The sequence below is a fragment of the Micromonospora lutea genome (assembly GCF_016863535.1).
Lineage (GTDB): Bacteria > Actinomycetota > Actinomycetes > Mycobacteriales > Micromonosporaceae > Micromonospora > Micromonospora lutea.
Window position 1 is genome coordinate 220212 of the sequence record NZ_BOPB01000002.1, and the last position, 12462, is coordinate 232673.

Annotated in this window: 11 protein-coding genes; 4 read left to right on the forward strand and 7 right to left on the reverse strand. The window is 70.9% G+C overall.

Going from position 1 to position 12462, the window contains the following annotated elements:
- Positions 1 to 26 precede the first annotated feature (26 nt).
- Together Vlu01_RS02425 and Vlu01_RS02430 are read right to left on the reverse strand one after the other, a co-directional pair.
- Positions 27 to 1220, reverse strand: coding sequence for a threonine synthase (locus Vlu01_RS02425; protein ID WP_203992402.1), 1194 nt, complete (start codon positions 1218 to 1220; stop codon positions 27 to 29).
- Positions 1221 to 1236: 16 nt separating this feature from the next.
- Positions 1237 to 2283 (reverse strand): DNA polymerase ligase N-terminal domain-containing protein, encoded by a 1047-nt coding sequence (locus Vlu01_RS02430; RefSeq protein ID WP_203992405.1) that lies wholly within the window; start codon positions 2281 to 2283, stop codon positions 1237 to 1239.
- Positions 2284 to 2385: 102 nt separating this feature from the next.
- Between Vlu01_RS02430 and Vlu01_RS02435 the strand changes: the two genes are divergently transcribed.
- The gene (locus Vlu01_RS02435) at positions 2386 to 3174 is read left to right on the forward strand and encodes an aldo/keto reductase (RefSeq protein WP_203992408.1); all 789 of its coding nucleotides are present in this window, start codon (positions 2386 to 2388) and stop codon (positions 3172 to 3174) included.
- A 12-nt stretch (positions 3175 to 3186) separates the two neighbouring features.
- Here Vlu01_RS02435 and Vlu01_RS02440 read toward each other — a convergent pair whose 3' ends face one another.
- The 4 genes from Vlu01_RS02440 to Vlu01_RS02455 are packed head-to-tail and all read right to left on the reverse strand — an operon-like array spanning position 3187 to position 7852.
- Positions 3187 to 4668 carry a condensation domain-containing protein gene (locus Vlu01_RS02440; RefSeq protein WP_203992411.1) on the reverse strand — a complete coding sequence of 494 codons (1482 nt, stop codon included), beginning with the start codon at positions 4666 to 4668 and terminating at the stop codon, positions 3187 to 3189.
- Between the two features lie 8 nt (positions 4669 to 4676).
- Entirely contained in the window at positions 4677 to 6203 is a 1527-nt protein-coding gene (locus Vlu01_RS02445) for an amino acid adenylation domain-containing protein (protein ID WP_203992414.1), read from the reverse strand.
- Complete coding sequence (locus tag Vlu01_RS02450) at positions 6200 to 6433, reverse strand: acyl carrier protein (protein WP_203992417.1); 234 nt, start codon at positions 6431 to 6433, stop codon at positions 6200 to 6202. Before Vlu01_RS02450 ends, Vlu01_RS02445 begins: the two co-directional genes overlap by 4 nt.
- A 51-nt stretch (positions 6434 to 6484) precedes the next feature.
- Complete coding sequence (locus tag Vlu01_RS02455) at positions 6485 to 7852, reverse strand: condensation domain-containing protein (RefSeq protein WP_203992420.1); 1368 nt, start codon at positions 7850 to 7852, stop codon at positions 6485 to 6487.
- Positions 7853 to 8001: 149 nt separating this feature from the next.
- Between Vlu01_RS02455 and Vlu01_RS02460 the strand changes: the two genes are divergently transcribed.
- Together Vlu01_RS02460 and Vlu01_RS02465 are read left to right on the forward strand one after the other, a co-directional pair.
- Complete coding sequence (locus Vlu01_RS02460; RefSeq protein ID WP_203993519.1) at positions 8002 to 9120, forward strand: sensor histidine kinase; 1119 nt, start codon at positions 8002 to 8004, stop codon at positions 9118 to 9120.
- Positions 9113 to 9817 carry a response regulator gene (locus tag Vlu01_RS02465; protein WP_203992423.1) on the forward strand — a complete coding sequence of 235 codons (705 nt, stop codon included), beginning with the start codon at positions 9113 to 9115 and terminating at the stop codon, positions 9815 to 9817. The genes Vlu01_RS02460 and Vlu01_RS02465 overlap by 8 nt, the downstream gene beginning before the upstream one ends.
- Before the next feature lie 41 nt (positions 9818 to 9858).
- Here Vlu01_RS02465 and Vlu01_RS02470 read toward each other — a convergent pair whose 3' ends face one another.
- On the reverse strand, positions 9859 to 10998 hold the full coding sequence (locus tag Vlu01_RS02470; protein ID WP_203992439.1) for a glycoside hydrolase family 12 protein: 1140 nt from the start codon (positions 10996 to 10998) through the stop codon (positions 9859 to 9861).
- Positions 10999 to 11348: 350 nt separating this feature from the next.
- Here Vlu01_RS02470 and Vlu01_RS02475 point away from each other — a divergent pair, with 350 nt between their 5' ends.
- The gene (locus tag Vlu01_RS02475; protein WP_203993536.1) at positions 11349 to 12455 is read left to right on the forward strand and encodes an FAD-dependent monooxygenase; all 1107 of its coding nucleotides are present in this window, start codon (positions 11349 to 11351) and stop codon (positions 12453 to 12455) included.
- The last annotated feature ends 7 nt before the right edge of the window (positions 12456 to 12462 follow it).

Here is a 12462-nt window from a genome sequence, read left to right on the forward strand (position 1 = left end):
CCGGATGCCGCCCCGGTCGCCGCCCGTCAGCGCGGCAGCACCGGTACGCCGGAGACGTCGATCGTCTCCGGGTACTTCACGCCCGCGCCGGTGTTGAGCACGACGACCCGTTCGCCCGCGCGGATCCACCCGCAGGCCCGCAACCGACGCGCGGCCGTCAGACAGGCCGCGCCCTCGGGGCAGAGCAACAGGCCTTCCCGGGCGGCGAAGTCGCGCAGGTCGGTCAGGATCTCGGCGTCGTCCACCGCGATCGCGGTGCCGGCGGTGGCCCGCAGCGCGGCGAGGATCAACTCGTCACCCAGCGGTGCCGGAACGGTGATGCCGAACGCCACCGTGTGGGCGTCCTCCCACGGCCGTGCCCGGTCGTCCCCGGCGGCGAACGCCCGCACGATCGGCGCGCAGCCGGTGGACTGCACCGCCACCAGCCGGGGCAGCTTGTCCTCGACCCAGCCCAACTCCCGCAGTTCGCCGAGGGCCTTGTGGATGCCGATCAGCCCCACCCCGCCACCGGTCGGATAGATGATGACGTCGGGCACCTGCCAGCCCAACTGCTCGACGATCTCGAATCCCATCGTCTTCTTACCTTCGAGGCGGTACGGCTCGCGCAGCGTACCGGCGTCGAAGACGGTGCCGTCGGAGGCGGCGACGAGGGCGGCCACCTGACGCCCGGCGTCGCCGATCAACCCGTCGACCAGGCGCAGGTCGGCACCGGCGGCCAGACACTCCTGGCGGCAGATGGTCGGCGCGGACAGCGGCATCACGATGGTGGCGCCGAGCCCTGCCCGGGTCGCGTAGGTGGCCCAAGCCGCACCCGCGTTGCCGTTGGTCGGCATGGCGATCCGTCGGACGCCCAGTTCCCGGGCCCGGCTGACACCCACGGCCGCGCCACGCGCCTTGAACGAGCCGGTCGGGGTCAACCCCTCGTCCTTGACCAGCAGCTCGTCGATGCCGATGTCAGCCCCGTACGCCGGCACCCGCAGCATCGGCGTCCATCCTTCGCCGAGCGTGGTGACATTTCTCGGGTCGGCCACCGGGAGCAGTTCCCGGTAACGCCACAGATCGGCCGGGCGTAACCCGAACCGCTCCGGTTCGACCACCCGCGCCGCAGCCGCGAGGTCGTAACGCGCCAGCAGTGGCGAGCCACATTCGCAGAGGTTCTGCAACACACCAGCGTCGTGTTCCCGGCCGCAGCGCGGGCATTCGAGGTGGGTCAGGTACACGCCGCTCCTCGCCGTCTCAGCTCGTGTCCACGCTGCGCCACGCGCGGCTGCGGCGGCCCGGCTCGTAGGCGGAGTCCAGCCGCTTCGCCACCACCCCGGGCAGGCCCTGTTCGCGTGCCGCGCGCATGGTTTCGGCACCGGCGCCGGGAAACCACGGCGGAGTCTGCCAGTGTGGCCCGGCCAGCGCCAGCGAGTCGAGCAACTCGCGGCGCTGTGGGTACGGCAACTCCAGGCTGCTCACCCCCTCCAACCAGAGCAGGTCGACCAGCAGGTACTGGGCATCGACGGTGCTGCGGCCACCCCGAGCCGGCCGGACCTGCCCGGCGCGGTCGATGCGGACCAGGACGCCGTCCAGCACGACCTCCGTCGGGGCCAGGGCCTCCGCCATCGGCCGCAGCCACGGGTACGCTCCGGTGATCTCCTCACCGGCGTCGGAGAGCAGCCGCAACCGTCCGCCGGAGACGTACGCCACCGCGCGCACTCCGTCCCAGCGCAGCTCGTACCCCCAGGTGGCCTGGTCGGTGGGGAGCCGGCGGCCCGGCGTGGGGTGCATCGGTGCGACCAGCTCGGGCATGGCGGTCCAGCCCGGCGGCGGCGGGTCGGTGCGTCGCACCATCCAGTCCCGGCCGTCGCGACCGCCGGTGGCGAAGAGCACGTACCGTCCGCTGGTCCGGGTGCCCCGTAGCTCGACCACCACCTCGCGGTCCTGCCACTTCTCGCAGCGATAGGTGCCCTGATCGTGGATGACCATGCGACCGCCGCCGTACTCGCCGGCCGGGATCTCACCGGAGAAGTCGAGATACTCCATGGGGTGGTCCTCGGTGTGCACGGCGAGATGGTTACGCCCCGGATCACGGGGCAACCCGCGCGGCACCGCCCAGGAGACGAGCACCCCGTCGCGCTCCAGCCGCAGATCCCAGTGCAGGCTGCGGGCGTGGTGCTGCTGGATGACGAAACGGGCCCGGTCGCCGGCCCGGGACCGTCGGGGACGCTCGGCCGGCACCGGCTCCGGGGTACGCGCAGCGTCCCGCTTGCGCCGGTACTCCTCCAGCCGGTCAGCCACATCTGGCATTCTCCGGCACATCACGCCGTCGCGCCGGACAGCGGCGAGTCGACGCGCCTGATCCCGCGCATGCCGAGCACCATCGGGGGTAGAACGGTCGGTATGAACCACAGTGACCACCCCACCGCCCTTCTCCCCGGTGACGTCCGGATACCCCTGCTCGGCTTCGGCACCTGGCAGGCGACCGGGGAGGAGGGCTACCAGGCCGTGCTCGCCGCGCTCGAGGCCGGCTACCGGCACATCGACACGGCCACCATGTACGGCAACGAGGAGGAGGTCGGCCGAGCGATCCGCGACAGCGGGCTGCGGCGGGAGGACGTCTTCGTCACCACCAAGCTCCCGCCCGAGCGGGTCGGTCGGGAACGGGAGACGATTGAGGAGAGTCTGCGCGCCCTCGGGGTCGACCACGTCGACCTCTGGCTGGTGCACTGGCCGCCGAGCGACCCCGGCGACCTGATTCCGGTCTGGCGGGAGATGCTCGCCGCCCGCGACGCGAACCTGACCCGGGCGGTCGGGGTCAGCAACTTCAGCACCGCACAGATCGACGAACTGATCCAGGCGACCGAGGAGAACCCGGCGGTCAACCAGATCAAGTGGGGGCCCCGCCTCTACGACCGGCAGCGGCACATCGAGCACCGCGACCGTGGGGTGGTGCTGGAGGGCTACAGCCCGTTCAAGACCACCGACCTGTCCGACCCGGTGCTGACCCGGATCGCGGAGGCGCACGACGTCTCGCCCGCCCAGGTGGTGCTGCGCTGGCACCTCGACCACGAGATCGTGGCGATCCCGAAGTCGGTCACGCCGGAGCGGATCCGCGCCAACGCGGACGTCTTCGGCTTCTCGCTGAGCGCCGAGGAGATGAACGACGTCGACGCCCTCGGCCGTTTCTGACCCTGGCGACGATCAGCCCGTCTCACCGGTGACCGACGCCGATGGTGCCGAGAGGTTGTTGCGGAAGCCGGTCAGCAGCGCGGCGGCAGTGGTCGTGTCGAGGTGGTCCGGCTCGTAACTGAGCACCGCGGTGTCGGTGGCGTCGGCGTACCCGCTGCCGGCCGGCCAGACCTCGGTCATGGTCCGGTTCGCCAGCGCCGGGTACGGGGTCCGGACGAACCGGGTCCGTATCCCGGGTAGCTCGATCCGTGGTGGCGGATTGTTCTGCAGCGCGAAGACATGCTCATGGAGGTGCCGGGCGGAGCCCGCCGCGCGTACCACCTCCTCGAAGACGAGGTCCTGGCTGGACAGCGCGGCGGTCCAGGCGGCCGTGGCGGCGGCCACGTCCCGGGACGGGTCGGCACCGACCGGCAGCGTGATCCGTACCGGCAGCATCTCGACGAAGTTGCCGACCACCAGGTCCAGCCCGGCGGCACCCCGGCGGTTCACCGGGACCGCGAAGGAGACGTCCCGCTGCCCGGTGACGGTGTGGACGGCGCGGACGTAGGCGGCCAGGACGACTGGCATGGCCGTAACCGGCGGCAGTGCGGTGGTGCGCACGATCGGTGCCGTGGCCGGCTGCCGTCCGGCGCGGATGGCGCTGGCTCCGGGGAATCGCAGTTCGGGGGCGTCGTGCAGGGCGGCGCGGATCCGATCGCGCTGCCGGTCCAGGTCTCCGGCGGCGCGTTGCCGGCGGTAGGACCTGTTTGCCGTATGGCCGTCCGGGACGGTCGGCCAGTCGATCGGACGCCGGTCGAGGCGGGCCCGGTACGCCCGGCCGAGATCGGCAGCTATGACACTCTCGCTGTAGCCGTCGAACGCGACGTGATGCGCGACCATGCCGATGACGACGCCGGTCGGCGTACTGACGACCACTGAGCGGAAGACGTCACCCGCCGTGGGTCGCAACGCCACGGTGAGCAGTGGCTGGCAGCGTGCCAGCGCCTCGGCCGTCGTCTGCGCGACCAGCCGGACGGGGGCGACCGGCGGGCCTGCGGGCACCGCGCCGCCGGACAGGGTGTACGCGCAACGCAGCAGTTCGTGACGCCACTGCACGTCCATGATCGCTTCGGCGAGCCGATCCGCGTCGACCGGACCGTCCAGGATCCAGAGCAGGATGCAGTTGCCGGCGGTGTCGGTCGGGGAGACGAGCTGACGGAGCAGGCAGCCGCGGGCCAGTGAGGTCAGCGGAATCCCGCCGCCCGTCGCCTCGGGTACGGTCGGCACGCCGCCGTTGCGCCAGTGCTCGGCCAGCGCGGTGACAGTCGGTGCCGTCATCGCGTCGGCCAGGGAGAGGGTGATCCCGGTCCGTCGCTCCAGCTCACCGCAGACCCTGAGCATGTCGAGGGAGGTCACCCCGAGCCGGCTCAGCGAATCGTCACCCAGCACCGTCGTGCCCAGTACGGCATCGACGACCGCGTCGACCCGGTCTGTCGGATCATGACGTATCGACATCTCACCTCCTAGCGGGCCACGGGCTGCAACGGCCTCGCTGCGGCGGCGAGCCGGTCGCGGACGATTCCGGCCAGCGCAGGTCGGTCGAGCTTGCCGGCCGCGTTCTGGGGCAGCCGGTCGAGCAGGACGTACCGGTCGGGACACATCGCGCCCGGCAGGGTCGCCGCGACGGCCTCACGCAGCGACCTGATCAGGTGCGGGTCCAACTGCCCGGTCCTCGTGGTGACACAGGCGACCAGGAACGTCGCCGGACCCACCTCGCCGAGACACACCCCGGCATCGGTGACCAGGTCGGTTCGGCGCAGCACCACCTCGATCTCCTCCGGTTCGATGCGGTAGCCGCGCACCTTCAGCTGTTGATCGAGGCGGCCGAGGTGTTCGAGCGACCCGTCGGGCAGTCGCCGGCCGAGGTCGCCCGTCCGGTACGCGGGCGAGCCGTTCCACGACACGAAACGCTCGGCGGTCAGCTCCGGCCGGTTCAGGTAACCCAGGCCGACCGTCTCGCCGGTGATCCAGAGCTCACCGGTCTCCCCGGTTGGCACGGCGCAGCCGTCGGGGCCCACCACGACGACACCGGCCCTGGGCAGCGGATGGCCGATCGGTGACCGGACCCCGGACCGCAGGTCGGCCTCGGTGATCTCCTTCGTGGTCGCGAAGACCGTGGTCTCGGTCGGGCCGTACATGTTGACCACCGCCGGCACCGGGTCGTCCACGACCTGGCGGAGCTGGGCTACCAGGTCCAGCCGGATCGCCTCGCCGACCGAGAACAGGTACCGCAGGGCCAGCTGCGTTGCCGGGGATCTGGCGTGGCCACGCCGGGCGAGCGCCGGCAGCAGATACTGCAGCGCGGACGGGACCTGCGACACGACTGTCACCGCCGCGTCGCCCAGCAGCCGCGCGAAGACCGCCGGATTGCGCAGCGCCGGCTCCGGCACCATCACGGCAGCTCCACCGGTGGCCAACGCTCCCCAGAGTTCCCAGACCGAGGCGTCGAAGGCCAGCGAATGGAAGACGGTCCAGCGGTCGTCCGGGGTCAGGTCGAACAGCGACACTGTCTGATCGAGAAACGCCAGGACGTTGTGCTGAGTGATCAGGCAACCCTTGGGCCGCCCGGTCGAGCCGGACGTGTAGGCGAGGTAGGCCAGGTCGGTCGGTAGCGGGACGCGGCGGGACGCCACCGAACCGGTGACCGTCGGCCGGTCCGTGTCTTCGCAGCTCTCCACGATCAGGCCGATCTCGGCGTCCGCGCGGATGAAATCGATCCGGTCGGCCGGATAGGACGGATCCAGGGCCACGTAGGCGGCTCCGGTCCGCAACACGCCGAGGATCGTCGCGATGGTCTGGGCGTTGCGGCCGACCTTGATGCCGATCAGGTGGCCGGCCCCGGCACCAGCGGCCACCAGCTCGTCAGCGATCGCTCCGCTGGTGCGGCGCAACTGCTCGTAGGTCATGGTCCCGCCGCGGTCCACCACGGCTGGCCTGTCCGGGTGCTGGCGGGCCACCTCGTCGAAGCGGCGGGCGAGCGCGCCGGTCATCGAGCCGTCTCCAACGTGGCATCGAGAGCCGCAGCCAGCGCTGCCGGTGTGCGGTGGTCGAAGACCTGCTCGGGGTCGATGGTCAGCCCCGCCTCCTCGGCCTGGATCACCATCTCGATGAGGAGCAGCGAGTATCCGCCGTGGTCGAAGAAGTCGTCGTCGGGCCCGATGGTCGTGGCGAGCAGGCGGCTCCAGATTTGGCAGATCAGGGTCACGTTCGCTGAGGTCATGGCAAGTCTCCGTGGACAGTGGCAGCGGTGGGACGGGGTTGCCCGTACCGGTCAGAGCGGCGCCGCGCCGGTCAGGGCGGCTATCCGGGCGACCGGGACGGGCCCGGTCGCGGCGGCGAGCAGCAGGCTCTCGATGCCATGCAGGAGCTGTTCGCTGCGGGCCGCGGAAAACAGGTGGGAGTCCGTCACGAGTAACACGTCGTACGCGCTCGCGGCCGAGGTGATCCGGACATAGAACCGCATGTCGTTGTCATCGAGCCCGTCGAGCCGGGTGAGCACGCTGCCCGGACTGGCCGATCGGCCCCGGCGCCGCGGCGGCTCGACCGGCCGACCGTCCGGATGCATGGTGCGGGCGTCGTTGAAGTAGGCGGTGAGATCGAAGGTGCTGCTCGACGCCGCCTCGATGCGGGCGCGGAGGCGGTCGAACTCGGCAGGCGGGTAGCGCGAGTGGCAACACGCGATGGTCGCCGACCGGTACGCCAGCCGTACCGTCTCGTCGAAATCGGTGTCACCGAGCGACACCACCGCGAGCGCGTCCTGCGCCATCGCCGCCGCGAGAGAACGGAATCGCGGGACGAACCGGTTGGAAGCGATGATCTTCATTGGGACCTGCCGGTCGCCGCAGGAGGTGGCGAGCGCCGCGGCGCTCGCCGCGAGGAGGACCGCCGCGGTCGACGTCCCGCACCGGTCGGCGATCGTCCGTGTGGCGGCGACGATCGCGGTCGAGCGCAGCTTGTGCGCGTGGAAACGCGGCGATCGTGCCTCGCCGGTCAGCGGGGCGAACACCGCAGGCCGCACCGACCCCAGGCACCTCTCGAGGTACGCCCGCGTGCTGGGGCTGATGCCGACGCTCTCGTGGCGGACGTGCTCGATCGGCCCGTACCGTTCCGGTCGCAGCCGGTGCCGGCCGTCCAGGCAGTCGAGCAGGTCGGCGAGGAGCCGATCGGTTGCCCAGCCGTCCAACGCGATGTGCGAGGCCACCAACACCACCCCGGTCACCTCATGCCGCTGGACCAGCAGACCGAACCGGACCGGCCACTGGCGGTCCAGGTCGATCCGGACGGCGGCCATGTCGGCCGTGGTGCGTACCGCCGTTCGGCGGGCCTGGGGGCGGCGTACCGGGATGACGGAGACGTGGTGCGTCCCGTCGGTGGCGACGTGCTGGCGGGGACCATCCGCACCGGCGACGAAACGGGTACGCAGCACCTGCCGCTGCTCGATCAGTATCCGGATCGCTTTCACCGCCCGCGCCAGGGGCACCGGATGGGACAGCAGACGCCAGCGCGGCAGGTTGAACCGCTCGGCCGCGCCGCCCAAGCGCTGCACCGCACGCCACATGTTGGCCTGCCCCCAGGTCAGTTCCGCGGTGCCGCCGGCACAGTCGCTGAACGGAACCGCGATCGTCGTCGCCTCACTCATCGGCCACCCCCTGGCCCTCGTCGGGTCACCTCGACGCTATGGCGGTGGTCGATCGCCGGCGTCCCTGCAGAGTGGTATGTCCGGCTACCCCTGTGGGGGTAGTGAGCCGCCGGTGCCGGAAGCCGGGCCGCTATCGTCTGGCCGTGCGGATGCTCCTTCGTTCCGTCCCGGTGGACGTGCTGTTGGCGGTGACGCTCACCGGGCTGACGGTCGCGACGGTGATCGGGCAGCGCGACGGCGCACCGCACTGGGCGGTGGTCGTTCTGGCCGCGCTCACCGTCGTCCCGATCGCGCTGCGGCAGCGTTTTCCCGTGCTCACCATGGCCGTGATCCTGGCCGCGCTCACCGGGCTGAGCCTGTTGCGCTACGACGACATCCCCAACGGCGGGATCGGGCTCCTGATCGGGATGTTCACTGTCGCCACCATGCGTTCGCGCCGGGTGGCGGGCCTCGTGTTCCTGGCTGCGGTGGCGGTGACCGCCTTCGCCTACTGTGTGCAGAACACCGAGCAGGTCTACTGGTCGCAGGTGGCCCAGGTGACGCTGATCGTGCTCGGGGCGTGGGCGCTCGGCGAGAGCACGAAGATGTGGTCACGACGCGCGGAGCGGCTCGCCGCCCAGGCGGCCCGGGCTGCGTCCGACGAGCGGATGCGGATCGCCCGGGAACTGCATGACATCGTCTCGCACCACATGTCGGTCGTCTCCTTGCAGGCGGGCCTGGCCGAATGCGTCCTCGACACGGAGCCGGAAACCGCGCACACGGCGATCACGACGGCCGGTGCGGCGAGCCGCCAGGCCATGCTCGAACTGCGCCGCCTGCTCGATGTGCTCCGGACCGAGCCCGGCCGCGATCCCGGGGACCGTTCCCAACCCGGCCTCGCGCATCTTGAGGAACTGGTGACCAGCACCCGCAGGGCCGGGCTGCCGGTCCATCTCTCGGTGGCGGGCGACGCGTTTGCGCTGCCCCCCGGGCCTGACCTCTGCGCCTACCGGGTGGTGCAGGAATCGCTGACGAACGTCCTCAAGCACGCCGGTCCGGCGATCGCCAAGGTCGACCTGGACTACGGAGCGAGCGCGCTCACCATCCGGATAAGCGACAACGGGACGCGGACGGAGCCACCCCGTCAGCCGCCGCCCACGTCCTACGGGATCCGGGGGATGCGGGAACGCGCCGAGTTGTACGGGGGCGTCCTGACCGCCGGGCACGCCGAGAACGGCGGCTTCACCGTCCTGCTGCGCCTGCCGGTGGAGGGACGCGCTGGTGAGTGAGCCGATCCGGGTGCTCGTCGCCGACGACCAGGCGCTGATCCGCGCCGGGCTGGTGTCGCTGTTGCGGACTGCACCGGGCACGGAGGTCGTGGGCGAGGCGGCCGACGGGGCCGAGGCCGTGGCGCTGGCCGCCCAGACCCGGCCGGATGTCGTCCTGATGGACATTCGTATGCCGGTCCTCGACGGCATCGCCGCCACCCGGCGGATTCTCGACGGCGTCGGCGAACAGCAGCCGCGCGTCGTCGCCCTCACCACGTTCGACCTCGACGAGTACGTTTACACGGCGTTGCGGGCGGGCGCGTCCGGATTTCTGCTCAAGGACATGCCGCCACAACGGATCATCGCAGCCGTGCACACCATCGCCGGCGGCGACATCCTGGTCGCGCCGCAGATCACGCAGCGGCTGATCGCGGCGTACGCCAGCCGGCACCGGGCCGCCGACGCGGGCCGGGAGCACCTGCGGGAGCTGACCGCCCGGGAGACCGAGGTACTGCGGTTGGTTGGTACCGGTCGGTGCAACTCCGAGATCGCCGACCACCTGGTGCTGAGCGAGGCGACGGTGAAGACACACGTCAAGCGGGTGATGGCGAAGCTGGGCCTGAACAGTCGGGCGCAGGCGGTGGTGGTGGCCTACGAGAGCGGACTGTGCGTGCCGTCGGCTCAGCGGCCAGGTTTTGGCTGGCGTGCTGAACCATGACCGGAGGCGCGGCGACCGCCGCGCCTCCGATCAGCCGTTCGTCAGGAGCGGGAACAGGCGGTGCCGTTGAGGGTGAAGCTGGTGGGGTTGGAGTACGACCCGCTCAGCGTGCCCTGGTAGCCGAAGCTGGCCGTGCCGCCGGGGGCGATCGTGCCGTTGTGGCCGACGTTGCGGGCGGTCACCGACGATCCGCTCTGGCTCACCGTGGCGTTCCAGGAGTTGGTCACCTGCTGCCCGGAGGGCAGCGAGTAGGCCAGCGTCCAGCCGTTGATGGTGCTCGACCCCCGGTTGGTGATCTGCACGTCGGCGGTGAAGCCGTTGTTCCACGAGTTGGCCGTGTACTTCACCGCGCAGGAGCTGTTGCCGGAGGGCGGCGGGGTGGTGGTGGGCGGCGGAGTGGTGGGCGGCGGGTTGTTGTTGCCGCCGCCGTTGACCGAGGCCGAGAAGTTCGTCACGGCCAGACCGACACCACCCTGCCAGGGCTCGAAGCCGGCCTGGATGCTGGTCAGGTACCAGGAGTTGGTGATCGCGCCGCGGTTACGGGTGTCGTTGATGAACGCCAGCAGGTTCAGGTTGGCGCTGCTGATGGCCGACGGGGCGACGTAGGAGATGACGTTGTTGGAGCCGTTGCTGCCCCGCCAGACCTCCCAGTTGCGCCCGTCGATGTTGGCGTTGCCGACCGGGGAACCGATGGGCTGGATGGAGCCCTGCCGGTTGAACCAGATCATGATCTCCATCTGGTTCACCCCGTCCCGCTTCGGCGACGGGTCGAGCCAGATGTCGTACGAGGCGTTGTAGATGCCGTTGCTCACGTACCGGTAGTTGATGCTGCTGGTCGCGCTGCTGATCTGGCTGACCTGAATCGGCAGGTTGGTGCCGGGGGAGCAGTTGGTGTAGTGGCAGCCGAAGAAGACCGACGGGTACGCCGTCGGGGCGCCGTTGGTCGGGTTGCTGCCGTTCTGGGTGGTGATCTCGAAACCGCTGCTGGTGACGTTGATGCACTGCTGGGCGGTGGTGCCCCACTTGTTGTTCTGCACCACGTAGCGGTTCTGGATAACCGTGGAGCCGTACTGCTCGCAGATCTGAGTGTCGGCGGAGGCGGTGCCGCCGAGGGCCACGGCGACAATCGAGCCGGCGGCGACCAGCCCGATGGCCATGGTGGCCCGCAAGGTACGTCTCATGATGCTCCTAGCGCTGCGGCGTCGCCCGGACGCCTCTCACGAATGCGGACGGAGCGGTCGGGATCGCCAACCAACGGTGCGGGAGCGCTCCCATGCTCATCGTCACATTTACATCCTTGAAACAATGTGCGCAACTGGTGCGGGTGATTGGCGTCAATTGCGTTGACTGTCACGGACGCCACCATCGGGCAGTCGACCGGCTCTGGCCGGCCGGTGGCCGGCGCCGACAGGTGGATACGACGATGCCGAGGGATGTCGGGGGTGAGCCGGTTGCCTCTGGTGTGTGCCGATTGCGCCGAGTAGTCTCTTGCCTTCAACGCGTGCCGAACCCTCCGGAGGCGTACACCCCCATGCGTGGCTCCCCCCTGCGCATCCTCGTCGTCGGCGCGGGCATCGCCGGGCTCGCCGTGGCCCGCGCGCTGCGCCTGGCGGGCTTTCGGCCGGACCTCACCGACAAGGCTCCGCCACACGACCTCACCGATGTCGGTCTCTACCTTCCCGGCAACGCCGCCCGCGCGCTGCGCCGGCTGGACCTCGACGACCCGGTCCGCCCATACGGCAAGGTCATCCACCGGCAACGGTTTCTCGACTCGACCGGCGCGCCGCTGTGCGAGGTCGACCTCGACACGCTCTGGGCCGGGGTCGGTGAGTGTCGGGCGATGGCCCGCTCCGACCTGCACCGGGTCCTGCTCAGCGGTGCCGGTGGCGCGGTCCGGCACGGCGCGGAGGTACGCACCATCGATCTGCTGCCGAACGCCGTCGGGGTCACCTTCGTCGACGGCACCCAGACCGAGTACGACCTGGTGATCGGTGCCGACGGGCCGCGATCCTCGATCCGAGCGCTGGCCGCGCTCGGCGGTCCACCCCGCCCCGCCGGGCAGGTGGTCTACCGCAGCGTCGTACGCGACGGCCCGGCGATCGACGAGTGGACCGCCCTGCTCGGACGGCGCTGCGGCTTCCTCGTGGTGCCGATCGGCGCTGGACGGTTGCACTGCTACGCCGACGAGGCCGGCACCGACCTGCCGGCCGACCCGCTGGCCCGGCTGCGCGAACTGTTCGGCGAGTACGGCGGACCGGTCCCGGAGGTGCTCGACGCCCTTCCCGGGGTGTACGCCACCACCACCGACGAGGTCGAACTCGGACGCTGGTACCGGGGTCGGGTGCTCCTGATCGGCGACGCCGCCCACGCCACCGCACCGACCCTGTCCCAGGGGGCCGCGATGGCCCTGGAGGACGCGGTGGTGCTGGCCGAGTCGTTGCACGCGGCGGGCAGCGTCGAGGCGGCGCTGACCGCGTACGAGAGCCGCCGTCGGCCGCGTACCCGCTGGGTGCAGGACCGGACCCGGGACCGCAACCGCACCCGCGACGTGCCGCCCGCGCTCCGGGACCCGCTGCTGCGCGGACGCGGCGACCGCATCTTCGGGGAGCACTACCGGCTGCTTCTCGGTCCGCTGTGATCCACCT